This window comes from Pajaroellobacter abortibovis, from assembly GCF_001931505.1.
GTDB classification, from domain to species: domain Bacteria; phylum Myxococcota_A; class Polyangia; order Polyangiales; family Polyangiaceae; genus Pajaroellobacter; species Pajaroellobacter abortibovis.
The window spans coordinates 923,949-949,368 of the sequence record NZ_CP016908.1 but is presented as its reverse complement, the minus strand read 5'-3'; the positions used below and the strand labels follow the sequence as shown (position 1 = coordinate 949,368).

Genomic DNA, 25,420 nt, shown 5'->3' with positions numbered 1-25,420 from the left:
TCCACCACAGAACTAGTCCCATGTGAACAACAGACAAAAAGAGAGCCTTTCAGTGCAGTCGGAGTCCCAGGAGGCAATAGGGTTGATGATTCTTCGTAAGTACACTTCGCCTGGGAAGCATCCTTTGGACGAAGTGACTCATGAGCAACGATCTTGTGTCATTACCAGTCCTGATAGTTCGGTTGTTTTTAAGCAAGAGCACGTGAAAGTGCCTGTTAGCTGAAGCCAGTTAGCCACGGGTATTGTGATTTCTAAATACCTTCCTAAGGGTGGGTTCCGTTCCCATTTGGGGAAGAAAGAGGGAAACCTGTGGAGAGACAAGTATTCGTCAAGTAGTTCCTCATATTGCGCGTACCATTCGAGGAGCAGGGAAAAAGCTTGGAGGATATTTCGCAACCCCTCCCGGTTGTGCTTTTCAGGCAGAGCTATCCTTTTTAATGGTGCATCAGTACGGTGCTTTTAATTCTCCTGTATTAATTGTGGCCTATGGCATGAGCATGGGATTGAGGGGGGGGCACTGAGCTTGGCATTTTGAACGGTCGAAAGTGATCAAAACGCAGGATGCGTGTGAGTTGCTTTGGGCTTGCTTATTACACCGTCAGCGGGCAGAATTCAAAAATTCTGTTCCAATCACTGATGAATTTTATGCGAGCTATCGAGAAAGGTGGAAGTAGTCTACCAAGAGGGGAAATTGTAGATACGTGTAGAAGCAAGAGACCTGTGGAATCAGATTGCTGAATCCGCATGGCAGTGTGCTGCCCGGTGTGTAGTGCGATACGACCATTAATTGGGGGCACACTTGCTCTCAATCAGAGCTTATCCGTACTTCCAATCCTCGCCGGAGTATGTATTTTAGATGATTCTGCTTGAATCTAGCCTCTCTCAATCTGACCAAGTTGCTTCAAGAGAATGGCGATCCTTCCTTCCCTTTTGATCTGGATGAGTATCGCCAAGCATATCTCATCTTCTTCCTGGCGTAGGAGATTCTGGTGGATTTGTCTTGTTACACCACTTAATCGTTACCTTAAGCCTGAGCATTATTCCGTGTTTGGTTGCTCCAACCAGTATGGCAAACACGGTAAACGGTTTCTTGCGCCCAGCAGTCATGTGTGATGATGGCTTCCTGTCAGCTTTTCCTCAGCGGGGCGATATTGAAAACAGTGAATCTGCCCCACAAAGCTACCGTTGAGGACGTGCTTCACATCTATGAAGAAGGATGGAGGCTAGGGTTAAAGGCGATTGCCATTTACAAGGATTGTGCGAAGCTTCTCACTCCCTTTCGAGTCCAGGTAGTGGTTCCTCTGCCTAAGAATCGCCTATCTACGTTACTTCTCCCGGATCGAAAGATGTCCATCTCCAGCACTCCTATTTGGGTTCGGGTGAGGCTTCCCAAAAAACGGATGGGATTCACCCGGGAAGCGAGAGTGAGAGAGCATAAAATCTTCTTGCGTATAAGACAACATGAAGACGGTTGTTGAGGAGAAATCTTCATCGATATGCATTGCATAAAGAGGGCTGCATTCCACCTCTTGATGAACTGTTTTGTAATGTCAGTCTTGATTGACCTTCAGTACGGAGTCCTTCTTGAGACATATGTCCATCAGTTTACCTTTACCCGTTTTGAGCTTCAAGGAGTTGAGGAAGATCATCCACATATTAAATTTGCCACTTCTGTGGTCGATTACCTCTTCCACATCTTAAGGATTGAATACCTGTGTCGCTATGACCTTGTATATATTCAGCCTGAAGGATACATAGCGCGGATCATCTGACCGCATTCCTCAAGAAGCTTTAGAGAGTTCCCCTGCTTCTTCAGTCACAGAGTTAGGAGGAGGACATACCTAAAGGGCACACCGCTTGTAGCGTAGGGCTTGCTGCGCGGATGGATGCCCTCATGGGCGGACCTCCCGTGCTTACTACAAATGCCTCAACTGCTGTAATGCAATGAGTTGTTCTTAATCATTCCCACAAACAAAAGGAAATCAGATTTCGCTGCAAACTTACCTCATGATTTACATTCTTTAAATGGAGATAATTGATCTGGATAGAGCAACTTAGATTCGAAAGCCATCCTTTTTAAATTGAGCACCGGATGTGTAGAAAAAACGAAGAGCGGGCCATTGCTGGTTAGCAATTTTGACCGCGTTTTCTGTAAAATTATCTCCATGAAGACTTAAACTTTGTAACTTCCATTTCTTACCATATCTTAGCACCTGATCGGTAAATTGTTTACCCCAGAGCTCTAATTCTATAATTTTTGCTTCTTCTGCGTATTGCAATAGTTGATCAGTGAAATGATCACCAGAAAGTTCTATTTTTTCGAGTTGGCTGCATCTTTTCTTAAGATCAAGAGCGGGGATAATAGCCAGTTGATTGCTGTCAAATTTGTTTCCGTGCAGTTTAAGAACCTTTAGAGGCGCGTCTATAAACTTTAGCGCTTCAAATGTGAATTCCTCTGAATAGAGTTGAAGTACTTTGAGTTGTTTCCATTTGTGAGAGCCAACGAGGGCTATGTCTTTCATATTGTGTAAAGAGACTTCTTCAAGTGAAGAAAGCTGCTCTCCGTGTTGTGCAAGTGCTTCGGTGAGATTTTTACCGTAGAGGTTCAGATGAGTTAACTGCCCCCATGAAGAAGCGTATTGTAAGGAGTTAGAATCAAATTTGCTTCCCCACAGCTGCAGCTTTTTTAATGAATTCCATTCGTGACTATTCGCGAGTGCATTTCCCGTCAGATTGTTTGCATTGAGAACAACGGAAGTGGCTTTTTTTAAATTGAGCGGTGTGATCGCTGCATCCGTGAATATTTCTAAATGATCGGTAAGTTCAAATGTCTCCAGTTGGAGAGGAGCGAGCTGTTGAACTGCTGTGTCTGATAAAAGTCGGTTTCCTTTAAAATGGCGTTCATATCCTAGTTTGATTTGAGTAAGAGAGGGGGACTTCGCTAATTCTGTAAGACAAGCCATGTCGGCATTGGTTTCTTTCAGGTTGATGCCATTAATGGGTGACTCGGCAATGACTTTACAATCTTCTTTCTCCAGATCATCTCTTCCTTCGATATTGAGATACATCTTTTGGATGCATTTCTCGAATTTCTTGAGATGATCTTTTAAAGGGCCTCTTTTCTCTGAATTCCAAGAAAGTTGATTGTATGAAAAATCGAGAGTTGATTTACAAATATCATTTTCTATTTGCTTTCCGTTTCTTCTGTCATTCCATAGTATATTACCTTGCTTAGATTCTTCATCAGGGCCTGTTGAGACAGAAGAAGTTGTTTCGCAGCTGCTCAACAGGGAAAAGAGGAAACAAAATAAAGCATTTTTTTGACAAGATAATGCCATCAATCACTCCAAATAAATGTAAATTTTTGCTATTAATTTATTTTGGAATAGTATTTTATAATGAGAAGGTGTGTGTAGCATTTTTAATTTCTATTTGCTAACGCTAACATATGATAGTCAATCGTTCTCAAAGTACCACTCATCCTTAAAAAATTTTTTGGCTCTTATCTTGGATCAGATATAAACAGCTTATTATATAAAATGATCAAATCCTCTTACGGTGAGAGGAAGTTTCTTTCCCTGTTTTTTTCCATAAAGCCCCTCCCCTTCCTGCAGTTCACCAATGCAGGAAAAACCAGTGAGAGGCTGAGAAGAAGCTGCCACAATGGCGTAGTCTTCCCCTCCGTAGAGGGCGAGTTCTAGGGGATCAGCCATCAATGCCTCAGCAGCTTGGGCAAGTGGATTCCCTCCATATTCAAGAATCGAATCGAGATCCAGGAGGGCCTGACATTGGCTAGCCTCTGCCATAGAAAATACATCTTGAGCTAGGCCATCCGACACATCAATTGCTGCCTGAGCCTTTTTGTCCAACTCTTCAACTGTATCTAGGCGTGCCTGTGGCCTCTGCCATGCTGCTACAGCTGGTTGGAGGGAAGGCTCCATTCCTCTTCCTGCTTGTAACGCTCGAAAGCCTGCTGCAGCTAACCCCACGGGGCCAGCTAACCACAATTTATCTCCTGCCCCTCCCCCTCCTCTCGAAATGGCTCGAGAAGTATATCCTAGAAAAGTTGTTGCGAGGCTGAGTGCGCTACCTTGGGATAAATTCCCTCCTACAATCGGTATGTGCAAAGAATATGCAGCTTCACGCAGCCCCGCTATAAGTTCCTGCCAATCTGAATCAGATACAAAGTGTGGAAGGACTATAGATGAAAGAGCGCACCAGCCTCGCGCACCCATCGCAGCGAGATCGCTTGCTGCTGTCATGTAAGCACGCCATCCTATATCTCGGCATGAGAGGTATTCTCGCAAAAAGTGCTGCCCCTCTACTTGCTCATCAATGGTCCACACCAGCTTAAATCCTGGGATTGGAGCCAAAATCGCCGCATCGTCTCCTATGCCAAGAAGAACATCATCTGGAAACGGCATCTTAAACTGACTGATTAAAAAAGCAATCTTTTCTTTTTCACTTGTTTTTCTTATATTTAAAGAGCTCTCTGGATGGTGGAAAGGATGTTTTTTCATCTTCTTACTAATTTATGGATGGTGGAGAGGAGTTTATTTTATGGAATCGATCAGACTCAAAAAAGGAGATAGGGCACCTTCTTTTACTCTTCTTACAGATGAAGGAGAAACAGTAACATTATCGGATTTTTCCGATCGTTTTCTGATCCTTTACTTTTATCCTAAAGATCAAACCCCTGGGTGTACTCGAGAAGCTCAAGCCTTCTCTGCACGAATCGCTGACTTTGAACAACATCACGCCTCTATCCTCGGTGTTTCCAAAGATTCCACAGAAAGCCATCACCGCTTTCGAGTCAGCTGTCGTTTGGAGATCCCTCTTGCCAGCGATCCTGATTTAACGGTGCATAAACTTTTTGGAGCTTATGGAGAGAAAAATTTGTACGGAAAGATAACAGAAGGGGTCATTCGCAGCACTTTTCTCATCCGACCAGACAAAAAAATAGAAGAAGCTTTTTACCATGTCAAAGTAGAAGGACATGTCGATAAGGTGTTCGAAAGGCTGTGCATAAGCAGCGAAGAGAATGCTTTCTTCCCAAAATAATGACTCGATGAAAAAGTCTAAAGCTTGAGTTGCTAAAGAAAAATGAAGATAGACTTACATCGATAGTTTTTGCTAAGCAGTTTGTATTTCTTATTGTATTCTTTCTTAAAAATAAAGGCCTTATTCCTTCTGTAGTTTTCCATCCAATAGATGAATTCTATAAAAGAATGAAGGGCCTTTCTAACCATTAGGCGTAAACGAGATGGGGATAGCCAAAAGCGGAGAGACCAAACAGACTCCGAGCGCAAAATCTACTATGCTCTCTAAAACCAAAGCTACCAGTAAGGCAACTCGCAGGGAGGAGAGACCGAGGCAGGAGAAGAAAAAGAGAAAAACAAGGGTTGGCAGTGGAGCCCCTTGGATCACTCATCATGCTGCAAAGCAAAAAGAAAAAGCCAAGGCAAATGAGTTGTCATTTCCAGGAAGTGCGCGTTCGACTCTTCGAGCTCCTCAGCAGACTGAGGATCTTAAAGCGACCATCGCTGATCTTCACACCGCTGTTATTAATATCAAGAAACTGAGAAAGAATCTTTCGAAACGATTTTGGGAGATCGGTTCCATCTTAAAAGATATTCAATCGAGGAAGTTATACGCTGCAAAGGGATATGGAACCTTCGAATCTTTTTTAGAAAGAGAAGTCAGTCTGGGGAAGACAACTTCTTTGCGCCTTGTTCGGATTGCTTCTCTCTTTTTCAAAGAGCCTGCTCAAGCATGTGGTTTTGAACGCATTTTAAACGCATTGTATGCACTTGATGGGATTAACGAAAGCGCACCGCTTTCTGCCCCTTTAGGGGGAATCAAGAGCTCTCCTATTTTCCCCCCTCCTCCTTCTTCGATGGGCATTCTCCCTTTAAAGCCTCCAGGTCGCTAACTGTTGTAATTTGATTGAGCTATGGAACATCAAAAAAGGGATGGAGCAAGTCGTAGTCCATTCCCTTTGCTCTTGGTTGGATGAATCAGAGATAGAGTAGCTTTTTGATCACCTGCTGCACGATGAGAGGATTGGCTCGACCATTGGTTTCCTTCATCACAGCCCCCACAAAAAAGCCTATGATCCTATGTTTTCCGTTGCGAATGGCTGCTGCTTGTTTGGGATTCTGTTCGATGAGACGTTCCATCACCTCAGTCAGGGCTTTTTCATCAGATACCTGGCTCATCCCCAACTTTTTAACTAGCTCTGAAGGCATTTTGGTTTGATTTTGGAGAAGCGAATAGAGCTCTTTGGCCTGTTTGCCACTGATTGTATTCTGCTCTACAAGTTGAATTAATTCCGCTACTTGGGTAGCTGAGATCGGAATTTTCATCTCAAGACCTTTCGTCACCACATCGCGGAGAACTTCAGTTTGAATAAAATTGCCTATTTTGACTGGCTCTTGATAGTGACAGATGGCCTCTTCAAAGAAGGAAGCCAGTTGGGGATGCTGGGTAAGGACTTTGGCTGCATAAGGAGTTAAGCCTAAGTCGTTGACAAAACGTGTACGTTTGGTTGAAGGGAGCTCAGGGAGATGGGCCCGGATCTCTTCAATCGTTGATTCTTCAATCAAGAGAGGAGGGAGATCGGGATCAGGGAAATAGCGATAATCTTGAGTCTCTTCTTTCTTTCTCATAGAGAAAGTGAGACCTTTTTTCTCATCCCATCCCCGAGTCTCTTGAATAACGGCTTCTCTGCTTTCAAGTATCTCCTTTTGTCTTTCTACCTCATATTCGATCGCTTTTTGAACAAACCGAAATGAGTTGATATTTTTGAGCTCCACGCGGGTGCCCAGTTTGGTGTCCCCTCTTTTTCTGAGTGAGATGTTCACATCACATCGAAAAGAACCTTCCTCTAGATTCCCATCGTTAATCCCTAAAAACATCAACAGTTCTCTTAAGCTTCGAAGATATTCAACAGCTTCTACACTACTTTGCATATCGGGTTCACTCACAATTTCAATCAGAGGAACGCCTGCGCGATTCAGATCTACCCATGAGTAAATTCCCCGATCGTGTACATTTTTACCTGCATCTTCTTCCATATGGAGTCGATTGATTCTCGCTCTTTTCGTATAAAAAGAAGGAGAGGAAGCGCTTCCTTCATCTGATTTAGGAATTTCTAGATCGATCCAACCGTGTTCACTGATCGGCTTGTCGTGTTGGCTGATTTGATAGCCTTTTGGAAGATCGGGATAGAAGTAGTTCTTACGAGAAAATCGGCTTTGCAAATGAACTTTACAATGAAGTGCAAGCGCTGCACGTATAGCAAAATGGACAGCCTCTTGGTTGAGAATGGGCAAAGCTCCAGGCAAACCCAAGCATACAGGGCAAGCATGGGTGTTACACGGAGCCCCAAATGCGGTAGAACAAGAACAAAAAGCCTTGCTTTGAGTCAAAAGTTGAGCGTGGACTTCAAGTCCAATGGTAGTCTCATAATCCGAATTTGAGATAGTCATGCTTGTTCCTTAAACAATCCTTCTGAATTACTAGCTTTTTTTCCATGAGTATGACAAGAGAGACCAATCCTATTGTGTTTTCTTTTCACTCTTTTCTGTCGCGTGTCTTGCCAATCACAATGCTCATTGTAACATTTGTGTCAGTCCTTCTTTTTGTGTTTGCTCCTAGTGGTTTGCCGCGTTTGCATGCACTTCAGCATGAACTTGCTCATGTTAAGGCACAAAATGATGTTTTGAGGAGAGATATCCAAAGACTCCAGGATGAAGTTAACAGCCTCAATCACGATCCTATTACAATCGAGCGCGTTGCGCGTGAGCAGCTTGGACTCATCCGTCAAGATGAGGTCATTTTTCAGTTGCTTGAATCTCCCTAGTGCTTTTTGGTTGAAAAGGCCTATGATGGTTGATCTGAAAACCCATTACCGTGTACTTATCGAGGCACCTGAAGCGCATCTTGTGACCGTACAGATGCATCTCCAAGCCAACCACACTCTCCCTTCCCCTTTGGTTCTATGGATGCCCGTGTGGACTCCTGGATCTTATTTAATTCAGGAATATGCCCGCTTTGTAGAAGGGCTTACGTGTAAGGTAGAAGACGCCTCAATCGAGACGCGTAAGATTCGAAAAAATGCGTGGGAAGTAGATACGAAAGGGGCTCGCAACCTGCTTGTGGAATACCGCATTTATTGCCATGAACTGACTGTGCGGACAAATCATGTGGACTCGACACATGCTTTTCTAAATGGAGCAGCTACATTTTTAACAGTCATGAATGCGCTTTCTGTTTCTTCTACTGTTGAAATTGTTGCTCCTGAGGGATGGCAAGTTTCTACAATCCTCCCCTTCCATCAAAAGCAGAAGAATCAATTTGAGGTTACTAATTTTGATACTTTGGTTGACTCTCCTTTGGAGATAGGAACTCATGGTGAAGAGAGCTTTCAGATCTTAGGGAAACTTCATCGGTTAGCTATCTGGCCGGCAGAACAGATCAATGCAGTTCCTGTAAATCAATTAGTTGAAGATATCTCTCGCATTGTGGATGTTGAGGCCAGTCTCTTTGGAAATACACTTCCCTACGAAGAATACCTCTTTTTATTCCATCTGTCTCCTCAACGGCAAGGAGGTCTTGAGCACCGTTGCTGCAGTACGATCCTCATTGACCCCATTCAGTTTAAAACCCAAGAGGGGTACATGGAGATTCTATCTCTTGTGGCTCATGAAGTGTTTCATCTCTGGAACGTGAAACGAATTCGTCCGCAAGGCCTTACTCCTTACCGCTACGAGGAAGAAAATTACACGAAGCTTTTATGGTGGTTTGAGGGAGCTACAAGCTATTATGAATGGCGTGTGCTTCGGTTGGCGAAACTATGTACCGTTCAAGAGTACATCAGTCATCTTGGAATGCAGATCAGTCAACTCCTGATGAATCCTGGAAGGCTTGTTCAATCGGTTGAGGAGGCTTCATGGGATGCGTGGATCAAATTTTATCGCTCTACAGAAGATAGTATCAATAGCAGTGTCAATTACTATCAGAAGGGGGAGATTATCTGTGCCTTACTCGATCTGGAGCTACGTATAAGAACCAAAGGGCGTTGTTCTCTTGACTCTTTGTTGCTTGCCTTATGGCGAGAATATGGGGAAAAGAATATTGCAGTCCCTGAAGATGGGCTTTGTGCGTTTTTTGAATCGAAAGCACAGGTACCTTTAAAAGACTTGTTTCAAAAGTGGATTCGGAACCCTGGGGATCTTGATGTAGAGAATTCATTCGCTCAAGTAGGGCTTATGCTCGTTCCGGTTGAAAAAGCCCAGGCACGTGATTGGATTCTCGGTATGAGCCTTTCTTTCAACAACAAAAAGCTTTATGTCAAGCATGTGATACGAGGGAGTGAAGCGCAGCGAGTGGGAATCAGTGCAGGTGATGAAATCGTTGCACTGAATGGGAAGCGAGTAGAACAGGAAGCAATCTTCGAGGGAGCTCTTGCCCCCTGTCAGCCTGGTGACCAAGTCGAACTCATCACTAGCCGCGATGGATGTATTCACATCTCTTCTATTCAGGTTGGCTGTAATCCGTCAGTCGAGCTTGTTGCTCGTTCGGATGCATCAAAAGAAGAACAAAGGCTTTTCTGTGATTGGCTTAATGAGTCTCATCCTATTTGGAATGAATGATGGATCCTCTTGCTTGTTTAACTCGTGCTTCTTCTAGTTCAGTGACTGAAATGACTGAGTATGTTCTTCCTCAGCATACCAATGCATTTGGAACAGTCTTTGGTGGTCAGATGATGGCTTGGATCGATCTCTGTGGAGCCATTTGTGCGCAACGTCATTCGGGTTATGAATGTGTCACTGCGTTTGTGGACAATCTCAGGTTTACAGCACCAGTCAAAGTGGGGGAAGTTGTTCTTTTACGTGCTCATGTAACTGCTATCTTCTGTACTTCTATGGAGGTTGAAGTTGTGGTGAGGGGCGAAGATGCTCGCTCGAGACGAACGTGGCCGTGTGTTAACACATACCTCACTTTTGTTGCGACTGATGCGGCAGGAAAACCTGTTCAGGTACCTCTCCTCGAACTGGACACTCCTGAAAGCCGCGCATCTCAGGAGGCGGGAGAACGGCGTAGGAAGTTACGCATGGAACATCAAACTCACGATATCTCAACGGAATAACTCCTCGGTGGATCTGATGGAAGGCTATGCATGAGACTTTAGAAGACTCTTGTACAGTGCGATATATTCGCGAGCAGGTTTCTCCCAAGAACTATCCCGCTGCATGATCCGCTTTCTGATTGTGCCCATCAATTTCTTAGAGTGAAAGAGGTCGATAGCCTGCATGCATCCTCTTTGGATGGCTTCTGTATCACAGTTGGAAAAAATGATTCCTGTTCCCTGCTCTCTTTGTATGTCGATGGGATCGACTGTGTCGTAAAGCCCTCCTGTCGGAGTAACCAGGGGGATAGCTCCATACCGCATGGCGTAAAGTTGAGTGAGGCCACAGGGTTCGTAGCGAGAAGGGAGAATAATAAAATCCGCTGCTGAGAGTGCTCGCCTTGCCAGGGTTTCATTAAAAGGGATCTGACTAACAACCTTTCCAGGAAACTCTTTGACACGGGAGAGCACTAAATTCTCAAGATGTGGATCCCCACTCCCTGTAATAAAAAGCCTTATAGGAAATGCTAGCAGAGAAGGAACCATTGAAAGCAAGAGGTCGATCCCCTTTTGCCAATCGATACGTGCAATAAACACAAAGAGAGGGATCTCTTCGGGTTCCCCTTCAAAACTATTCTCTTGATAAAAAGATGCTTTACAGATCTGCTTAGCCTTGGATGCGGACGAGCTATTGTAAGGGACGACTAAAGAAGTGTCTATTTCTGGGTTGAAAGAGGCAGTATCAATCCCATTGACAATGCCAGTGATTTTACTTCTGTATTCACACAATAAAGGATCCAGACCGCAACCTTGCTGAGGGTGCATGATTTCCTTGGCGTAAGTGGTACTTACTGTGGTTACCGCATTGGCCAAAAGAATAGCACCTTTCATAAGGTTAATTTTCTCGTGATAGAGAACAGTTCCTTCTTTGAGGGCAGCCATCGGAAGATTTAAATTTTGATATTGATGTTGTTCAAAAATCCCTTGGAAGGCGAGATTGTGAATGGTGAAACAGAGAGGTGTTTGCTGCCATTTAGAATGGTTATCATCTAAACGAGCATAGAGAAGAGCAGGAGCAGCATGCCAATCGTGCGCATGAATGAAGATAGGTTGATCCGCCTTTAAGAGAGAGGGATTCCATATACGCTCACCTACTGCAAGTGCACCTTGGGATAGGGTTGCAAATCTTACGTCATTATCTTCATAGTTGCCGTGCAGGTCTCCATAGATCCCTTCTCGATCAAAAAGATGAGGTATGTCCAATAAATAAATCCGTAAGGATCCTTTCGATAAAGAAGAGAGGAAAGGTGCTTCAAAAACACCCACCTCTTGATTATTGCTTCGATGGTAGAGAGATAGCGATAAAGGGTCTGGCCACCAAGAACCATTCATAGGTATTTTCGTCATCCGATAGCGAGGAGTAACAAGAGCGACCTCAACTCCCAATTCAGCAAGGGCCTTTGAAAGTCCTAGGACTGCATCGCCCAATCCCCCTGTTTGAGCAAACAATCTCACTTCAGAAGAGATCATTAAAAGCCTAACCCCTGAACTCTCCATGCCAGCTGCCTACGTGATCACTAAGGTTTTAGGCTGATGTTCTTTTTCTTTCTCTCCTTTTGCTTGAAGGTGAGAAGAAGCCTCAAAAAAACAGAGTTCTTTCTTTAATTTCTGCATCCACTGAGTTAACTCTTCTACCCGATCAGAAGGAGATGCAATCTGTAAATCCCATCCCCCTTCGCTATGTGCTTGAGTCAATCCTTCAGACGCTTCGACAATACCTTTGAAAAATACAACTTTCTCAGCGTACATTGTCACATGATAAATAACCAAGGAGTAATTTTCTTTCTGTAATCTAAGCACGGCTAAGCATTTCCCTCCTGACTTTCTCTGTTTTTGTGTTGAATAGAATGAACAAGGCGAGATACATAACTTTCAAACGGTGCGCAATGAAGTCCGCTTCCCGCAAGCAATTGATCAGCTTCTGTAGAATCATAACGGACATGAATAGTCATGGAATCCAAAAAAAACCTTAAAAGAGGTGTTCTTTCCCATAAGCTCTCCCTTTGCAAAATTCGTACTGGAGAGAAATGAGATTCTCCAGTGGCTTTAGTGGAGGGGTAGCCAGCAAGTTCAGCAATTAATTGAAAGGCTTGTTCCGCGCGAAGAGGCTGGGGATCAATAAGGTGGAAAGTATGACCATAAGCCTGATCATGACATCCGATTTGGTTTGCTGCGCGTGTTACATAGTCGATTGGGACTACTGGAAATAAAGCATCCTTTTGAAAGTAAGGAGGAGAAATAAAAGGATGGGAAATGACCTGTTGTATGAACAGGCCAGGACCACTTTGCATATCAACTTCGCCATGGATGGAATCCCCCACAATCCAATTTGGACGTATGACTGCAATTGGGAGATAGCTCATAGCTTGGCGCACTTTTTTTTCAGCTCTTGCATGCATCTGTTGCATTATGTTTTGAAATCGCTGTCCCATCTTAAGATCTGTTTCAAACACAATACCTTCTTTATCTCCTGAAACCGCTGTACTCGAATGGTAGATCAGACATCTTAATCGGGTACAGGCCCGAGCGAATTCAAGAATCTCGTGAGTTCCTTCAATACAAATGCGTTCAATAGAAGCTTGGTGAGGCGGATCTTGAATCTCACTCCAGTGATGAATGCGATTAATTTCACGAGTTAGCGTTTCAAACTCAGCTGCTGATAAACCTAGATCAATTGCTGTTGTATCCCCCTCCAGAAGATACAGATAACTCTGTTTTTCGGAGGAGAAGCGATTGATTATCTTTTGAGCTTCTTCCAACTTTTTAGGGTGTACGAGGAAATAAATCCTCCCTTGGAATTCATAAGGGGAAGAGAGAATTTCCTGACACAATCGGTAGGTATTAAAAGAAGGGAACCCTGTGATCAAAACAGTTTCTTTTGAGCGTTCATTTTGTTTTGTGTGTGAAATCATTTTTTTCTTCCGAGGTCTCTGACAAAGATGCTATTCTCTTGTTTCTTTCAAGACGGTTGTTTGATTCTATGAGACTTCTTATTGAGAGAGACAAGGATGTTGTTTAGCTACCCCCCAGGAATGCTCTGAATTGCTTCTTTTAAGGGGTACCCTGAATCATATCTGGATCAGAATGGTTCTCAAAAGCTAAAAGCATTGAATTTCTTCATGTTTTATTGCTTAATAATGCTATTTAAAAGCGTTGGATCTCGTAATTATCTTGTGAACTCGAAAAGAGCATTCTATTTATTCAAGAGAATAAGAATGAAGGTCAACTTTGTGACCTTGTCATTATGAAATGGAGGCAGGGAGATCGCGAATGAGCCATACTATCCATGAGGAATTAAGCAGGGCGATTGCAAAGGCCTATGAAGCTTTCAGAAGAGAACTTGGGGAACTGCAGGGGGGACGTGCTCAGGCTAGCCTTCTTGAACGAATCAGAGTGAACTATTATGGAGTATTAACTCCACTGGTTCAAATCGTTCATCTAACCATCCCTGAAGCTCGCACCATCCTCATTAAACCATTTGATCGGAGCCAAATTAAAGGAATAGAAAAGGCAATCTGTGAGGCTAGTCTCGGATTGGATCATCAAGTGGAAGCGGATTGTATTCGTGTCCGCATCCCCCCGGTCACAGAACAACGCCGAAAAGAACTAATCAAAATCGTTAGAAAGTACGGAGAGGAATGTAAAATATCCATTCGTAAAGCTAGACATGATGCATTAAATAAACTGCAACAATTGCAGACAGATGGGGTCTTAAGCGAAGATGAAGCAGGGCGATTAAAGAAAAAAGTAGAGGAGAAAATTTCTGACTCAAACAAAGAAGTCGACGTGATAGTCGTAAAAAAAGAGAAAGATATACTTGAAGTTTAGAATTAAAAAACAATCGATTCAGGATTCTGTAGTGATAGTGTTTATTGCCTGTACACGAAGAAACTAAACATTTTTCGATAAAATGAGTGCGGTCATGCGAGCCATAGCTGCTGGTGTAAGTGATGTAGGGCTTCAGCGCCATCACAATGAAGATTCTTTTCTTATCATGCGCGAACATGACATCTTCATTGTGGCTGATGGGATGGGAGGGCATCGTGCTGGAGATGTTGCTTCGCAACTTGCGATCGAGGCAATCACTACTTTTTTTCAGTCCACTGCACATGGACACATCACTGGGCCTTTTTATTTTGATACTCAATTGTCTGAAAAAGAAAATCGTTTTTTAGCAAGTATTCACTTCGCAAATAAGAAGATCTTTGAGAAAAGCAATCGAGTTCACCAATGCTATGGAATGGGAACTACAATTGTGGGAGCGATGTTCAATTCTATTCAAAATCGTATGTTGATTGGACATGTCGGAGATTCACGTTGTTATCGCATAAGGAAGAGTACGATTCAGCTTCTCACGAACGACCATTCTCTTTATAACGAGTATCTCGTAGACATGCCAAATTTAACCGAACAGCAATTGCAAGAATTGCCTAGAAATGTAATTACCCGCGCTCTTGGGATGCAGGAACAAGTGGTTGTAGATTTTAACTATGACAACACTCACGCTGGCGATATTTATCTGCTCTGTTCAGATGGATTGTCCAGTATGTTGTCCGAACAAGAAATTCATCAGATCGTTGTTCATTCTCAGACGATTCAAAATACATGTCAGCAGCTTGTCCAACGTGCTAACGAACGAGGAGGCACAGACAATATCACTGTAATTGTTATTCACATCGAATGATATTGTTCTGTAATTAACGATAGGATAAAAAGAAGGTGGTCGCGTGGTGTTAAGGAGATTTTTTGTGCTTCCAAATAATCATATGGAGTAGAGCGTGGTTAAATCAATTTTTGCTGTACTTAGTGCTTTCTGTCTCTATACCATGGGTGCTCTAGGTTACCTTGGTGTTGTTATCCTAATGGGTATTGAGAGCGCGTGTGTACCCCTGCCAAGCGAGTTAATTATGCCTTACGCAGGAGCGCTCTCTCATCCGGATGTCCGCGCAGAGTTATCGAACCAGTTTCATATCAATTTACCTCTTTTTAATTTAATCCTGGCAGGATTGGTAGGTGCAATAGGATGTAATTTAGGCAGTGAAGTAGCCTACTGGGTAGGTGCATCTGGAGGTCGCCGTGCTATTGAAAAATATGGTCGATATGTATTGATTGATAAGCATGAAATCGCTCTCAGTGAGCGGTGGTTCCGGCGATGGGGTGAAGTCATCATTTTGGTTGCAAGGCTTCTGCCCATTATCCGAACGTTTATTGCTTTCCCTGCGGGCGTTGTCAAAATGAATCGCTTTAAATTTCATCTATATACCTTCTTAGGGTCGGTACCATGGTGTGTAGGGTTAGCTTGGTGTGGCCAGGAACTAGGCATTCATCTTCTCGATGAACGGTCTTTTTTGAGGCGCATGCTTCATAAGTTCGATCTGGTTATTGTAGTTATTTGCATTGCCCTTGCAGGCTGGTTTGTTCGATCACGCCTTCGCGCTTTGCGTTCTTATCAATCTTAATCAACGCGGAACATCATCAGGCTGCACGTGAGATGTCTGGACATCTCCTCGCAGAGCTCTAACAAGAATTCCTTCCTTTCGAATCAGTTACAAAGAAGAAAGTAAGCTACAAAAGCTAATTCATCTGTTAGTCAGTATCTTATAGTCAGTATCTTAGCGTTGAAGGCCGTCAAAAAGCTTATCTTACACATTATTATACGGTGTTTTTCGGAATTCTGTGGGTTCCAGGCGCGTGGGACTTGCTCTCTGCCCCAGGCCGTTTTCTTTTCAAAAGTGACCTCTTCCATTTACGTCAACGTCAAGAAATGGGTGGCCTCTGGATGGACTTTTTATATTTATTTCTTATCTTTCTTATGTTCTTAATCTATGGAAGAGCTATAATAGAATGGGAAGCCTACGTTGAAACCATCCGAACAAAAGTAGAAGTGCATGGCATACCTAGAGCTATGCCACTGTCGAGATCGATTGTTTCGTGTTTCAAGGGGGTAGTTATGGATGGATGTAACCCTTCCCCACCACCTGTAGGGCGATGGTCTGATGAAGTCATTCACAGCCTTGATCCTTCTCTACAAAAAAGCAACGAATCAGCCTAAAAAAGAAAAAACGGAATCAACTTCCTTGCAGTTCAGAGATAGGATCAGTAGATATCATCCTATGCTTTTCTCTTCTTCGTCACGAACTGGACAAAAACAAGAGCTCTTCTTGTATGTTCTTGTTGGAGCAACCATCCTATCTTTCCTAAGCGCGATCCATCTGGTTTTTCTAAGTGCTCCAACAGAACGTACGATGGGAATCGTTCAGAAGATTTTCTATTTTCATGTTCCCAGTGCCTACTGCATGTACTTAGGAGCTTTTTTTTGTTTGTTGGGCTCGATTGGTTACTTTCTCCAACCCCATCAGCACTGGGATGCTCTTGGACAAACAGGAGCAGAAATATCAGTCGTTTTTGGCTCAATTGTGCTTGTTACAGGCCCCTTATGGGCCGCAAAAGCATGGGGATATTACTGGACGTGGGATCCTCGATTGACAACTTCTCTCCTCAGCATGCTTATCTACGTCACTTATTTAGGGTTTCGTTCTTTAGTGGAAGAGAGTGAAATAGAACGTCGATTCGCAGCTGCTCTGGGTATTTTAGGAGCTGCTAATATCCCTATTATTCATTTTAGCGTCAGAAAATGGAGTGGTCAGCATCCTACTGTCATTACTTCCACAGGAGGTGGTCTTCACCATCCATCTATGAAACTGGCTCTTTCTATCAGTTTTCTCGCTTTCACACTGCTCGCTTTTCTGATTCTATGGATACGTCTTCGCGTGGAACAGTTAAAAAGTGAATGCAAACAACTGGAAGAAAAAATAATGATGTACTTAGGTTTAAGTGAATAGAATGGAACGGAACCATGAGAGCACTCCTTCCCCCTCCAGAAGAAAACAAGAATCTCCCTGAAGAACGCTCAACTGCTTTTCACGCAATAGAAGGAGGGACAGAAACCAAAAATGGTTCCCTTCTCCTCGTAGAAGCTTATGTCACACTTTGGTTGATTCTGATGGCATGGCTGCTCTTGCTTTGGAAAAAGCAGAATCATTTGAAGCAAAGAATTGCACTCATTGAACGAGCACTCCAGGAAAATTTAAAGGAAAATACGCTTTCCGGTCGCTCATGAATGTGCCTGGACCTGAACATTTTATTTTTATTCCTGCTATTTTTCTTCTTGGACTTATCCTTGGATTCATCATGGGAAGCCATGCTGCCCGCGTTCATCTTGAAGAACAAAACAAGCAAAAAAGAAAAATAGAATCTTTATCAAAGATGAGTCGGGGCGGCGGGATTCGAACCCACGACCCCTAGACCCCCAGTCTAGTGCGCTAGCCAGACTGCGCCACGCCCCGAACACTCTTAAAAATATCTACTTATCAAGAAAACCAAAAAAAAGCACGTTAAAACAAATAGCTTCGCAAGCTCTTTTATAAAAAATAAAAAACAGTGCCAATTACTTCAGTGTTGAAGCCGCTTGTCTCGCTTAAGAAAAGAAGAGAACATTATAATCATCTTCTTGAAAACCAACAAGCACCTTGTTCCCTTGTACGAGAACAGGACGCTTCACTAGTTTTCCATCACTTGATAACCATTTAATGAGTTGCATATCATCTGCTTGATCTATTTTTTCTTTGCCTAAAGCGCGATAACTTTGACCGGTGATATTGAGCCATTTACGAATATTGATTCCACTGGCAGGTATCCATTCTTGCAATTCTTTTTCTGTTGGAGGTGTTTGCACAATTGAACGAACAGAATAGTGAATACCGTGAGCATCCAACCACTTTAGGGCTTTTTTGCATGTGTTACAAGCAGTGTAAGCGAGCAAAATAGTGTCTCCCTCTTTTGCCAGTGTCCGCATTTTCATGAATCAGGTTTCATCCTTTCACTATATCTTTTCTAAAACGGCTCATCTATCCTATGCGTGATTGACGTGTAAAAATGAGAGGAGCCTACGATGAGCAGACAAGAAACCAAACTAGATTGATAGCTTTTCACCGATAGTTTATCGAGCAAGCCCCCCATCCAACTTCGCCCGCTTACGTCGCCTTCGCGCTGCTTCTGCTTGTTTATTGCGGCGTTTAATACTTGGCTTCATATAATGACGGCGCATTTTTAACTCACGCAGAACTCCTTCGGACGCAAGCTTTCTTTTGACCATCTTAATTGCTCTCTCCAGCCCCCTTTCATTAACAGGGACTTCAAGCGGTTTACATTGGATTGCATCACTCGGCATATGTATACTTCCTTAAAACGATATCTTTTCGTTACGAAACTGTAGGAATAAACCTTCATCGATTTATCCATAAATCATTAGGCGGATCAAGATAGCATTCATAATAGCACTTTTTTATCCTAAAGCTACCATTATAATAAATAGGGTACTAATTACTACCTTTCAGGGGGATTGAACATCCCTCCTGAAGGTAAGCAAGTAACGCGATCATGAGCGTTTATCCATTGGATTCTTGATTGCTGTTCATCTCTGTTCTCTGATCCTGCTCCTCAATTTGGTGAAAGTCATGGGGACGACCTACCCTTTTATGAGGTTCTCGCTTAACTGTAGTGCTGCGAGTTATACCTTTCTTATTTCCCTTTACGAAATAGGTAGTGGCTCTTTTCTGTCCTTGTTTGATAAGCTGATGAGTTGCAAGGCCCTCTGCTAAAGGGCGCGGTAGTTCTTTTGCTTCTACTTTTAATTGTTCTCGAATCTGTTCTGCACGTAGTCCTTCTGGATGAGCGCTAAGCAAATCAACAATCCGATCCAACAAATGACAAATATCATTTTCGGAGCGACGTCCTAGACGGCTTGCCTGTCTTTTGGAAAAGACAATTTTGGATTTCTTTCCATTTGATAAATGATGGGTTTCTTTTCCGCCCGTCTTTGGTCTGCCTGGCCCATGCTTTGAAAAACTGCTGTTTTCGTTGGTTTCTGTGAGAATCTCTTGGAGAGATGCTCCACGAATTACATTCAAGACACTGGAGGCAAAAGAACTAGCGAGCATTGCAATAGCAGTGCGTAGATTTGAAGACATGATTTTATAAACTCCCTTTCAATATGACATATGCTCTCTTAACACATAAGGGTCAAGCTATAATCTTATATTAAATATCTTTTTCTATAGCATCGTATAAGTAAAAACCATTTTTTAGCTTTACTTATGAGACGTCTTTCTCTTTTCTTCTATAATTTATGCTTAGGATAAAAAAGATAAAACTGTAGCCTGATTCAAAAAGCTGTAGTGTAATTTTGGAGCATTGGTTAAATGATGTTTTGGGCTTGTTAGCGAGCTCAAATGATAAATTTATGGAAGTTTGAACACGTTCCTCTTGCCAAGAGCGCTTTAGTGGGGCACAAGAAAAGTACATTTTTTGCCGAAGTGGCGGAATTGGTAGACGCAGCGGACTCAAAATCCGCCGTCCGTTAGGGCGTGAGGGTTCGATTCCCTCCTTCGGTACCCCAGATGTATCTATTGACCATCGAATTGATTTTAAGCTGATTGGCTCTTCCGTATGATTCTCTCTACTTGATCGTACAAGGTAGAGAAAAAACAGAGCTGTTTCCTTAATGATGTATCCTTCTTCTCTTTCTCCTCGTCCTGTTTGTCTTTCTCCCGAGTCACTGGGTTCTCTCCTTAAAAGAGCCGGAGAAAATCGATTGGCCCCTTCTTCTGTTTTGCCTGTCGACGCTTATAACATCTGGAAGAATGTAATAGGCCCTCAATTCGCTCCCCATGCGCTCCCGATTGGTCTCTTTCACGACAATCTGTTGATACGCGTAACAAGTCATGCTTGGGCAACCGAATTATCTTTTATCTCTCCCCTCTTGATTGAAGAGTTGAACAAAAACGGTATCAAAGTGCGGGATATTAAATTTTTAGTAGGTCCTATCCCTCCCTCTTGGAGTATTCCTTTTCGTTTACGTCCTTACCTGGTAAAAAGGCGTTCTCCGCTCCCAGATTCTTTTGATCGGGAGCTGATGTCTGTAGAAAATGAAGAATTTCGTGCAATCCTTAAAGAAGCTATCTGTTGTGGTCTCTAATCATTTTTTCTTTTTAAGAAACTTTTTTTAAATGGTTTAATGATCATCTTCTCTTTGAGATCTATCCTTCGACGTAACTCTGTATGACGTTTTCAATCAAAGAAATTCAAATGCTATGTCGCCAGTCGCTGTCTCACTTGATTGAGTCAGATGGGGGTTCTCTCTATCTCTTGTCTTTTTCTGAACAAGCTATTCATCTTTTACTCAGCGATCATTGCGCAGGCTGTCCAGGCTTCTCATGGACTCGACAGTACGTTATTGAACCTATCTTTAGAAACAAATTTCCTAATGTGAAGATTTGTGTCACTACAGGATATTGTGTGCCTGCACATGCGATAAAATTGTAAAGGCTTTCAGTGAAGATATTTGAATGTAAACCGCATCTGTTTTTTTAACTTAGGTACAGCATGGTTTCACTAAGGAAGATATGGATGCATTTTTTTTCTATTCTGTTCTTCATGATTCTGATGGCTTCATCATCGTGCTCCAAAACGGTTTCTTCTATTCCAGCGCCGTCTCAATCGCTCCCTTTCTATAAGGGTTTTGATACTCTTCTCTTTGATGATTCAATCGATCCACTTGCAGTGGATATTAAAGCTGGTGTCGCACTAAATCCACTTCAGACACAAGCTATCTTTCGAGAGCGCGCTCAATTAGCTTCCACTATTGTAAAAGTCAAAGTGACCATGCTAACCAGCCGCGGGAAGGGGAACACCCTGATGTATCAGCTTGTCTTAAAACCAGTCGATAGAATAGCTGGATTCCCCATTGCGATGAATGCATTTATTTTTAATATAGACCGAAAGAACAATGGCTTTGGAATCGTGGATAGTTTACAAGGACGGCTTGTTGGTAAGACTTTTATTGCATTCATCCGAAATTACAGAAAATTGGATAATTCAAAAGAGTTTCACTTTTATTTAGGCGCTGATCATCCCTCCACTCTCAAAAAAATCTCCAGCCTCCGCGACAATATCGAAGGTGACAATTGATTCTCTTTTACTGATAACCGATTGATTTCCCAAGGAAAGCATTCATCTCAATGGAGAGTACGAACCCAAATGGCTATTGAAATTAAAAGCCCCAAAGAAATTGAAGCAATGCGTGTAGTAGGTCGGATGGCGGCGGAGACCTTATGTCTCGTGGGAGATAAAATTCGAGCGGGGATGACCTGTGATGAAATTAATACGATTGTGCATGAAGATACATTACGGAGAGGAGGGGAACCTGCACCTCTTCATTATCGGGGATTTCCTAAAAGCGTTTGTACTTCTGTTAATGATGTTGTGTGTCACGGGATCCCCAATTCCTATGTTTTGAAAGAGGGGGATATTGTTAATGTTGATGTAACTACAATCTACAAAGATTTTCACGGAGATACGTCTGCTACATTTTATATCGGAATGCCTAGTTGGGAAGTGATGCATGTGACAGAGGTCGCACGAAAGGCTCTTCAGATCGGCATTGAACAAGTCCGTGAGGGAGCTCGATTCGGTGATATTGGAGCAGCTATTCAGGAATATGTCGAAGCACAGGGATGCAGTGTGGTGAGGGACTATGTCGGTCACGGGATCGGTCGACAATTCCACGAAGATGCGCCTCAAGTGAAGCATTATGGAAAATATGGAACAGGTGAGAGAATTAAAGCAGGAATGACCTTTACGATTGAACCTATGGTCAATGTAGGGCGATTTGAAACCGTTCTAGATCCAGTAGATAAATGGACGGTTCGAACCGCTGATGGGAGCCTGTCCGCTCAATTCGAGCATACGCTTGTAGCAAAAGTAGATGGATATGAAATATTAACTCGCCGTCCTCGAATCCTTTGTTCATCCGAGGGAGTGGTCACCGCTTATTAATATTTCTCACATTTATGCTTTCTTTCCTTTCCATCTTTCTGACCCCTGGTTTCTGCTGCGGTCGAGCATTTCTTCAGCAGTTGTTCTAGTTGCCTCGGTGATCTTAGTGCCCCCAATCATTCGAGCGAGTTCCTCTATTCTTCTCGATTCACTCAATCTTTCTACATGAGTTATTGTGGCATTTTCTTTTTCTTTTTTTGTTACCATAAAGTGGGCATCTGCAAAAGAAGCGATTTGAGGGAGATGGGTAATACAGATGATCTGATTGTAAAAGGAGATGTCAGCGATCGCTCGTCCCAGTTTTTCTGCAATGCCTCCTCCTATTCCTGTATCGATCTCATCGAATACATGAAGTACAGGGGTCTCTTCCATAATGAGTATTCTCTTGAGTGCGAGCAAAGAACGGGATAACTCTCCACCGCTTGCGATTTGTCGCAATGGCCTAGGCTCTGACCCTTGATTGGGTGCAATGAGAAACTCCACTTGATCGATACCAGCTCGAGTTAGTTTTGCTCCATCAATCAGCCACGGATCTTCACTTCCCGCTTTAATAGGATGGATATCTATCAGAAACTGAGCTTTTGTCATACCCAATTGCTGCAATTCTTGGGTAATAGAGTGTGCAAGTTGATTTGTAAGCGATCCGCGTTTGTTGGAAAGTATACGGGCAGTCTCTTCTGCTTTTTTGTAGAGCTCTTCTTGTTGATGTTTTAGTTCAACAAGCTTATCATTCGCTTGTGACAAATCTTGGAGTTCTTGTTCAAGGAAGAGTTGGCGTTCTACAAATTGGTCTGGTTGAAGCCCATACTTGCGAGCTATTTGATGAATGGAAAACAAACGTTCTTCAATGTCTTCAAGAGACATAGAGTTAATTTCGATCATCTGCTGATAGCGGCGAATGGAATGAACCACTTCGATCAGCTCGGAGCGAGCATTTTCTATTGTACTCGCAAGAGACAGCAGATCTGGGTCGATAGAACCAGCTTGTTGGAGGATAGTTCCAAGGTGTGTGAGTTCATCACAGATGGCATTTTCCTTTTCGTATAAGCGATCAAGCGTGAGCTGTGTTACTTCGGACAGTTTATTAGCGTTTTTTAACTTTTTCCGTTCTTGTTCAAGTTGTTGCTGCTCCCCAGATTGAAAGCGGAGGCGTTGGATATCTTGAAGTTCTACAATAAGTTTCCCTTGCTGTTCATTCCGTCTCGCTTCTGCTTCTTGAATACATTTCATTTTATGAAAAACAGCGTTCAAAGAATCCACTTGAAAAGCGAGATCTTCTCTCAAGGTTTGTAGTTTTCCAAAAGCGTCGAGATATTCAATATGCGTAGAAGGATTTGTAAGCGTGATGCTCTCGTGCTGAGAAGCAATATGGCAGAGTTGAGATCCTATCTCTGACAACTGGAATAAGGTAATCATGCGTCCATTGAGGTAGGCTTTGCTTCGGCCTTCTTTGGAAATGATACGTCGAATGACAATCTCTTCATCTAACGGAATCCCAGCTTCTCGAAGTTGTTCTGTGATGGAAGAGTTTGGCTCTACTGTGAAGAGCGCTTCTACTTCTGCTGCTTGCGCTCCTGAACGTACAATATTCGAACGGAAACGCCCTCCTCGGATCAGCTCTAATGCACCAATAATTATGGACTTCCCAGCACCTGTTTCTCCAGTAATAACGTTGAAAGCAGGATGGAACTCAAGAACAAGGTATTCAATGAGTACAAAATCTCGAATAATGAGTTGAAGGAGCATTCTTTGTTGCAGCTAGTAGCACACTCGACTATTTATATTTTCATTCTTGTTTTTTCTGTGTTTTTCTTTTAGAGTCTGCCTATTTTTATAAGTGTTTCTGTTTATAGCAATCGTCGAACAAACAGACAATACATAGGGTCGTGTATCCAACACGGACAGGCTAGGATTGCAATTTCTCTTTTTTGTATAGTCTAGATGTCTTCTAAGCTTTCTCTAAAAAACAGATTTTTTTCTCAGTCGAGTCACTTCTTTGTAAGGCCACCCAAGCATATTCAGGAGCAAACGACTCATCTAGAAACAAAGCTCCGGCACGCCTCAAAAGAGCTGCAGCACAAGTACAGCAGGAATTTGGACCTTTCTTGGATAGCTCATGATAGTGCTATTGAAGGTTTTGTTTATACATTTGAAGAATTAGAGATAGCTTTCTCTTGCGATCCTTCATCTTCCTCCCATCCGATGGATGCAAATATGGAGCAGATCTACGGAGAGATAAAAAATTATCGAGCTGCTCTTCATTTTATTCGTCAGTGTGTGGTCGATCCCAATTTATCCGTTACTACCGATATTATCAAAGGGATCTATGCAGCCCTTCATCCTGAGGCAGGGGAAGCAAAGTCAATTAAATACCGCAAAGAGACACCCCAGCACCGTCTCTATTTTCACGAATACGCCCCTCCTGATAAAATTAGTAGTAGAATGGCTCAGATCATCGATTGGGTTAACGACCCTATCGTTTTAAAAAAGCGCGGTCCATTTCGGATGGCTGTGCGGGCTCACTACGATCTTCTCCGTGTTTTTCCTTTCCCTCAAAACAGCGGAAAGGTGGCTCGCCTTTTTCTCAATCTATTGCTTTTACGAAACGGTTACCCTCCTGCTATTATCCATTCAACAGAAAGGCAGAGATATTATGAAGCACTGAAAGGTTCAATTACAACTATGGAAACCATTGTGCTTGAATCTATTGAAAATGGATTGGCTTCAATTCAGAAGTTGATTCGCGATTATGAACACTAACAAAATGTGGATTCGACTCAGAGAGTTAACGCTATGCGGGACATCGAGTCGAATATACGTTCCTCTTTCCTTTAGCCAATGCTAAACTAAAAAGTTGCTCCGCTCATGAAAATTGATATACAAGAGCTCGAGCGTTTGCTCGATGTGCTCATCCAAAAAGATATTGCTGAATTTGAATATAAGGTGCAAGGCACGTGTACGCGCATTGTTCGTCGTCCCGAGTCTTCTCCTCCACCTTCCCTTCCTCTTCCTCCTCTTCTTGGACACGAAGAGACCTCTTCGAAGCGCACTCAAAAAGAGAAGAATTTCAATCAGGAGGAAATTGTAGAGGTAAAAAGTCCTCTAGTCGGCACCTTTTATCGAGCACCAAGCCCCGATGCCCCTCCTTTTGTAGAGCTTGGATCTGCAGTCAAGAAGGGGCAAGTGCTGTGCTTCATTGAGGCACTTAAATTGATGAATGAGATCGAGGCAGAATGTGATGGTACAATTGCTGAGATCAGCATTAAGAATGGGCATATGGTTGAATTCGGGCAGAAGCTTTTTAGTATCCGCAAAGCATAATTCCCTTTCTGT

At 42.9% G+C, this 25,420-nt stretch carries 30 protein-coding genes and 2 tRNA genes; 21 read left to right on the top strand and 11 right to left on the bottom strand.

What is annotated here, in order from left to right; all coding sequences use genetic code 11:
• The first annotated feature begins 269 nt into the window (after nucleotides 1-269).
• The 3 genes from BCY86_RS04835 to BCY86_RS04825 all read left to right on the top strand — a co-directional run bounded on the left by BCY86_RS04835 (nucleotide 270) and on the right by BCY86_RS04825 (nucleotide 1,772).
• Complete coding sequence (locus BCY86_RS04835) at nucleotides 270-521, top strand: hypothetical protein (RefSeq protein ID WP_075276726.1); 252 nt, start codon at nucleotides 270-272, stop codon at nucleotides 519-521.
• A gap of 591 nt (nucleotides 522-1,112) precedes the next feature.
• Nucleotides 1,113-1,478, top strand: coding sequence for a hypothetical protein (locus BCY86_RS04830; protein ID WP_075276725.1), 366 nt, complete (start codon nucleotides 1,113-1,115; stop codon nucleotides 1,476-1,478).
• 69 nt (nucleotides 1,479-1,547) lie between these two features.
• On the top strand, nucleotides 1,548-1,772 hold the full coding sequence (locus BCY86_RS04825; protein WP_075276724.1) for a hypothetical protein: 225 nt from the start codon (nucleotides 1,548-1,550) through the stop codon (nucleotides 1,770-1,772).
• 282 nt (nucleotides 1,773-2,054) lie between these two features.
• Here BCY86_RS04825 and BCY86_RS04820 read toward each other — a convergent pair whose 3' ends face one another.
• Together BCY86_RS04820 and thiL are read right to left on the bottom strand one after the other, a co-directional pair.
• Nucleotides 2,055-3,338, bottom strand: a complete 1,284-nt coding sequence (locus BCY86_RS04820; protein ID WP_075276723.1) for a hypothetical protein — start codon at nucleotides 3,336-3,338, stop codon at nucleotides 2,055-2,057.
• Between the two features lie 192 nt (nucleotides 3,339-3,530).
• Nucleotides 3,531-4,520: a thiamine-phosphate kinase gene (gene thiL / locus BCY86_RS04815; protein WP_075276722.1), complete on the bottom strand. Its 990-nt coding sequence runs from the start codon at nucleotides 4,518-4,520 to the stop codon at nucleotides 3,531-3,533.
• Between the two features lie 40 nt (nucleotides 4,521-4,560).
• Here thiL and BCY86_RS04810 point away from each other — a divergent pair, with 40 nt between their 5' ends.
• Both BCY86_RS04810 and BCY86_RS04805 read left to right on the top strand, forming a co-directional pair.
• A complete protein-coding gene (locus tag BCY86_RS04810; RefSeq protein WP_075276721.1) occupies nucleotides 4,561-5,061 on the top strand; it encodes a peroxiredoxin in 501 nt (166 codons plus the stop codon).
• A gap of 202 nt (nucleotides 5,062-5,263) precedes the next feature.
• Nucleotides 5,264-5,932 (top strand): hypothetical protein, encoded by a 669-nt coding sequence (locus BCY86_RS04805; protein WP_075276720.1) that lies wholly within the window; start codon nucleotides 5,264-5,266, stop codon nucleotides 5,930-5,932.
• Between the two features lie 85 nt (nucleotides 5,933-6,017).
• On the opposite strand, the gene gatB is transcribed toward BCY86_RS04805, so the two are convergent.
• Nucleotides 6,018-7,490, bottom strand: a complete 1,473-nt coding sequence (gene gatB, locus BCY86_RS04800) for an Asp-tRNA(Asn)/Glu-tRNA(Gln) amidotransferase subunit GatB (protein WP_075276719.1) — start codon at nucleotides 7,488-7,490, stop codon at nucleotides 6,018-6,020.
• Nucleotides 7,491-7,564: 74 nt separating this feature from the next.
• Here gatB and BCY86_RS04795 point away from each other — a divergent pair, with 74 nt between their 5' ends.
• The 3 genes from BCY86_RS04795 to BCY86_RS04785 are packed head-to-tail and all read left to right on the top strand — an operon-like array spanning nucleotide 7,565 to nucleotide 10,153.
• Nucleotides 7,565-7,864 carry an FtsB family cell division protein gene (locus tag BCY86_RS04795; RefSeq protein WP_172824804.1) on the top strand — a complete coding sequence of 100 codons (300 nt, stop codon included), beginning with the start codon at nucleotides 7,565-7,567 and terminating at the stop codon, nucleotides 7,862-7,864.
• A 22-nt stretch (nucleotides 7,865-7,886) separates the two neighbouring features.
• Nucleotides 7,887-9,656, top strand: coding sequence for a M61 family metallopeptidase (locus BCY86_RS04790; protein WP_172824803.1), 1,770 nt, complete (start codon nucleotides 7,887-7,889; stop codon nucleotides 9,654-9,656).
• Nucleotides 9,653-10,153 carry an acyl-CoA thioesterase gene (locus BCY86_RS04785; protein WP_156865083.1) on the top strand — a complete coding sequence of 167 codons (501 nt, stop codon included), beginning with the start codon at nucleotides 9,653-9,655 and terminating at the stop codon, nucleotides 10,151-10,153. The genes BCY86_RS04790 and BCY86_RS04785 overlap by 4 nt, the downstream gene beginning before the upstream one ends.
• A 24-nt stretch (nucleotides 10,154-10,177) precedes the next feature.
• Here the strand turns inward: BCY86_RS04785 and BCY86_RS04780 are convergent, their stop codons facing one another.
• Genes BCY86_RS04780 through BCY86_RS04770 form a run of 3 tightly spaced genes read right to left on the bottom strand, consistent with a single transcriptional unit; the run spans nucleotide 10,178 to nucleotide 13,104 of the window.
• The gene (locus BCY86_RS04780; RefSeq protein WP_075276716.1) at nucleotides 10,178-11,662 is read right to left on the bottom strand and encodes a glycogen synthase; all 1,485 of its coding nucleotides are present in this window, start codon (nucleotides 11,660-11,662) and stop codon (nucleotides 10,178-10,180) included.
• Nucleotides 11,663-11,698: 36 nt separating this feature from the next.
• Nucleotides 11,699-11,992 (bottom strand): hypothetical protein, encoded by a 294-nt coding sequence (locus tag BCY86_RS04775; RefSeq protein ID WP_156865082.1) that lies wholly within the window; start codon nucleotides 11,990-11,992, stop codon nucleotides 11,699-11,701.
• Between the two features lie 2 nt (nucleotides 11,993-11,994).
• Nucleotides 11,995-13,104: an SDR family oxidoreductase gene (locus BCY86_RS04770; protein WP_075276714.1), complete on the bottom strand. Its 1,110-nt coding sequence runs from the start codon at nucleotides 13,102-13,104 to the stop codon at nucleotides 11,995-11,997.
• A gap of 358 nt (nucleotides 13,105-13,462) precedes the next feature.
• On the opposite strand from BCY86_RS04770, the gene frr reads away from it, so the two are divergent.
• The 6 genes from frr (at nucleotide 13,463) to BCY86_RS04735 (ending at nucleotide 17,497) form a co-directional block, all read left to right on the top strand.
• Nucleotides 13,463-14,020, top strand: coding sequence for a ribosome recycling factor (gene frr / locus BCY86_RS04765; RefSeq protein ID WP_075277589.1), 558 nt, complete (start codon nucleotides 13,463-13,465; stop codon nucleotides 14,018-14,020).
• Between the two features lie 94 nt (nucleotides 14,021-14,114).
• Nucleotides 14,115-14,876, top strand: coding sequence for a Stp1/IreP family PP2C-type Ser/Thr phosphatase (locus BCY86_RS04760; protein ID WP_083604335.1), 762 nt, complete (start codon nucleotides 14,115-14,117; stop codon nucleotides 14,874-14,876).
• Between the two features lie 94 nt (nucleotides 14,877-14,970).
• A complete protein-coding gene (locus BCY86_RS04755) occupies nucleotides 14,971-15,651 on the top strand; it encodes a DedA family protein (protein WP_075276712.1) in 681 nt (226 codons plus the stop codon).
• A 537-nt stretch (nucleotides 15,652-16,188) separates the two neighbouring features.
• Complete coding sequence (gene ccsA / locus BCY86_RS04745; RefSeq protein ID WP_083604197.1) at nucleotides 16,189-17,034, top strand: cytochrome c biogenesis protein; 846 nt, start codon at nucleotides 16,189-16,191, stop codon at nucleotides 17,032-17,034.
• Nucleotides 17,035-17,048: 14 nt separating this feature from the next.
• A complete protein-coding gene (locus BCY86_RS04740; protein WP_075276710.1) occupies nucleotides 17,049-17,312 on the top strand; it encodes a hypothetical protein in 264 nt (87 codons plus the stop codon).
• A gap of 2 nt (nucleotides 17,313-17,314) precedes the next feature.
• On the top strand, nucleotides 17,315-17,497 hold the full coding sequence (locus BCY86_RS04735) for a hypothetical protein (protein WP_156865081.1): 183 nt from the start codon (nucleotides 17,315-17,317) through the stop codon (nucleotides 17,495-17,497).
• On the opposite strand, the gene BCY86_RS04730 is transcribed toward BCY86_RS04735, so the two are convergent.
• From BCY86_RS04730 to BCY86_RS04715, 4 genes are all read right to left on the bottom strand, one after another.
• Nucleotides 17,464-17,538, bottom strand: a tRNA-Pro gene (locus tag BCY86_RS04730). The genes BCY86_RS04735 and BCY86_RS04730 overlap by 34 nt on opposite strands.
• Before the next feature lie 131 nt (nucleotides 17,539-17,669).
• On the bottom strand, nucleotides 17,670-18,047 hold the full coding sequence (locus tag BCY86_RS04725; RefSeq protein WP_075277585.1) for a Spx/MgsR family RNA polymerase-binding regulatory protein: 378 nt from the start codon (nucleotides 18,045-18,047) through the stop codon (nucleotides 17,670-17,672).
• Between the two features lie 144 nt (nucleotides 18,048-18,191).
• Entirely contained in the window at nucleotides 18,192-18,422 is a 231-nt protein-coding gene (gene rpsU / locus BCY86_RS04720; RefSeq protein ID WP_075276708.1) for a 30S ribosomal protein S21, read from the bottom strand.
• A 217-nt stretch (nucleotides 18,423-18,639) separates the two neighbouring features.
• Entirely contained in the window at nucleotides 18,640-19,221 is a 582-nt protein-coding gene (locus tag BCY86_RS04715; protein ID WP_075276707.1) for a hypothetical protein, read from the bottom strand.
• A gap of 339 nt (nucleotides 19,222-19,560) precedes the next feature.
• Here BCY86_RS04715 and BCY86_RS04710 point away from each other — a divergent pair.
• The 5 genes from BCY86_RS04710 to map all read left to right on the top strand — a co-directional run bounded on the left by BCY86_RS04710 (nucleotide 19,561) and on the right by map (nucleotide 22,087).
• A tRNA-Leu gene (locus BCY86_RS04710) sits at nucleotides 19,561-19,644 on the top strand.
• A 110-nt stretch (nucleotides 19,645-19,754) separates the two neighbouring features.
• Nucleotides 19,755-20,228: a DciA family protein gene (locus BCY86_RS04705; RefSeq protein WP_075276706.1), complete on the top strand. Its 474-nt coding sequence runs from the start codon at nucleotides 19,755-19,757 to the stop codon at nucleotides 20,226-20,228.
• A gap of 83 nt (nucleotides 20,229-20,311) precedes the next feature.
• Nucleotides 20,312-20,575 (top strand): NifU family protein, encoded by a 264-nt coding sequence (locus BCY86_RS10755; RefSeq protein WP_083604196.1) that lies wholly within the window; start codon nucleotides 20,312-20,314, stop codon nucleotides 20,573-20,575.
• Between the two features lie 84 nt (nucleotides 20,576-20,659).
• Nucleotides 20,660-21,220 (top strand): hypothetical protein, encoded by a 561-nt coding sequence (locus BCY86_RS04695; RefSeq protein ID WP_075276704.1) that lies wholly within the window; start codon nucleotides 20,660-20,662, stop codon nucleotides 21,218-21,220.
• Nucleotides 21,221-21,289: 69 nt separating this feature from the next.
• Entirely contained in the window at nucleotides 21,290-22,087 is a 798-nt protein-coding gene (gene map / locus BCY86_RS04690) for a type I methionyl aminopeptidase (RefSeq protein WP_075276703.1), read from the top strand.
• A 12-nt stretch (nucleotides 22,088-22,099) separates the two neighbouring features.
• Here map and recN read toward each other — a convergent pair whose 3' ends face one another.
• Entirely contained in the window at nucleotides 22,100-23,833 is a 1,734-nt protein-coding gene (gene recN / locus BCY86_RS04685; RefSeq protein WP_075276702.1) for a DNA repair protein RecN, read from the bottom strand.
• A gap of 348 nt (nucleotides 23,834-24,181) precedes the next feature.
• Here recN and BCY86_RS04680 point away from each other — a divergent pair, with 348 nt between their 5' ends.
• Entirely contained in the window at nucleotides 24,182-24,847 is a 666-nt protein-coding gene (locus BCY86_RS04680) for a Fic family protein (RefSeq protein WP_172824801.1), read from the top strand.
• A 105-nt stretch (nucleotides 24,848-24,952) separates the two neighbouring features.
• Nucleotides 24,953-25,408, top strand: a complete 456-nt coding sequence (gene accB / locus BCY86_RS04675; RefSeq protein ID WP_083604195.1) for an acetyl-CoA carboxylase biotin carboxyl carrier protein — start codon at nucleotides 24,953-24,955, stop codon at nucleotides 25,406-25,408.
• The last annotated feature ends 12 nt before the right edge of the window (nucleotides 25,409-25,420 follow it).

Bases quoted from the DNA above. Each gene is read 5' to 3' on its own strand.
- frr (WP_075277589.1), top strand. From the start codon at position 13,463: ATGAGCCATACTATCCATGAGGAATTAAGCAGGGCGATTGCAAAGGCC.
- map (WP_075276703.1), top strand. From the start codon at position 21,290: ATGGCTATTGAAATTAAAAGCCCCAAAGAAATTGAAGCAATGCGTGTA.
- thiL (WP_075276722.1), bottom strand. From the start codon at position 4,520: ATGAAAAAACATCCTTTCCACCATCCAGAGAGCTCTTTAAATATAAGA.
- BCY86_RS04785 (WP_156865083.1), top strand. From the start codon at position 9,653: ATGATGGATCCTCTTGCTTGTTTAACTCGTGCTTCTTCTAGTTCAGTG.
- BCY86_RS04725 (WP_075277585.1), bottom strand. From the start codon at position 18,047: ATGCGGACACTGGCAAAAGAGGGAGACACTATTTTGCTCGCTTACACT.
- ccsA (WP_083604197.1), top strand. From the start codon at position 16,189: ATGAAGTCATTCACAGCCTTGATCCTTCTCTACAAAAAAGCAACGAAT.
- BCY86_RS04770 (WP_075276714.1), bottom strand. From the start codon at position 13,104: ATGATTTCACACACAAAACAAAATGAACGCTCAAAAGAAACTGTTTTG.
- BCY86_RS04790 (WP_172824803.1), top strand. From the start codon at position 7,887: ATGATGGTTGATCTGAAAACCCATTACCGTGTACTTATCGAGGCACCT.
- BCY86_RS04825 (WP_075276724.1), top strand. From the start codon at position 1,548: ATGTCAGTCTTGATTGACCTTCAGTACGGAGTCCTTCTTGAGACATAT.
- BCY86_RS10755 (WP_083604196.1), top strand. From the start codon at position 20,312: ATGACGTTTTCAATCAAAGAAATTCAAATGCTATGTCGCCAGTCGCTG.
- BCY86_RS04740 (WP_075276710.1), top strand. From the start codon at position 17,049: ATGAGAGCACTCCTTCCCCCTCCAGAAGAAAACAAGAATCTCCCTGAA.
- BCY86_RS04830 (WP_075276725.1), top strand. From the start codon at position 1,113: ATGATGGCTTCCTGTCAGCTTTTCCTCAGCGGGGCGATATTGAAAACA.
- accB (WP_083604195.1), top strand. From the start codon at position 24,953: ATGAAAATTGATATACAAGAGCTCGAGCGTTTGCTCGATGTGCTCATC.
- BCY86_RS04810 (WP_075276721.1), top strand. From the start codon at position 4,561: ATGGAATCGATCAGACTCAAAAAAGGAGATAGGGCACCTTCTTTTACT.
- BCY86_RS04705 (WP_075276706.1), top strand. From the start codon at position 19,755: ATGATGTATCCTTCTTCTCTTTCTCCTCGTCCTGTTTGTCTTTCTCCC.
- BCY86_RS04820 (WP_075276723.1), bottom strand. From the start codon at position 3,338: ATGGCATTATCTTGTCAAAAAAATGCTTTATTTTGTTTCCTCTTTTCC.
- rpsU (WP_075276708.1), bottom strand. From the start codon at position 18,422: ATGCCGAGTGATGCAATCCAATGTAAACCGCTTGAAGTCCCTGTTAAT.
- BCY86_RS04780 (WP_075276716.1), bottom strand. From the start codon at position 11,662: ATGATCTCTTCTGAAGTGAGATTGTTTGCTCAAACAGGGGGATTGGGC.
- BCY86_RS04760 (WP_083604335.1), top strand. From the start codon at position 14,115: ATGCGAGCCATAGCTGCTGGTGTAAGTGATGTAGGGCTTCAGCGCCAT.
- gatB (WP_075276719.1), bottom strand. From the start codon at position 7,490: ATGACTATCTCAAATTCGGATTATGAGACTACCATTGGACTTGAAGTC.
- BCY86_RS04695 (WP_075276704.1), top strand. From the start codon at position 20,660: ATGCATTTTTTTTCTATTCTGTTCTTCATGATTCTGATGGCTTCATCA.
- recN (WP_075276702.1), bottom strand. From the start codon at position 23,833: ATGCTCCTTCAACTCATTATTCGAGATTTTGTACTCATTGAATACCTT.
- BCY86_RS04715 (WP_075276707.1), bottom strand. From the start codon at position 19,221: ATGTCTTCAAATCTACGCACTGCTATTGCAATGCTCGCTAGTTCTTTT.
- BCY86_RS04805 (WP_075276720.1), top strand. From the start codon at position 5,264: ATGGGGATAGCCAAAAGCGGAGAGACCAAACAGACTCCGAGCGCAAAA.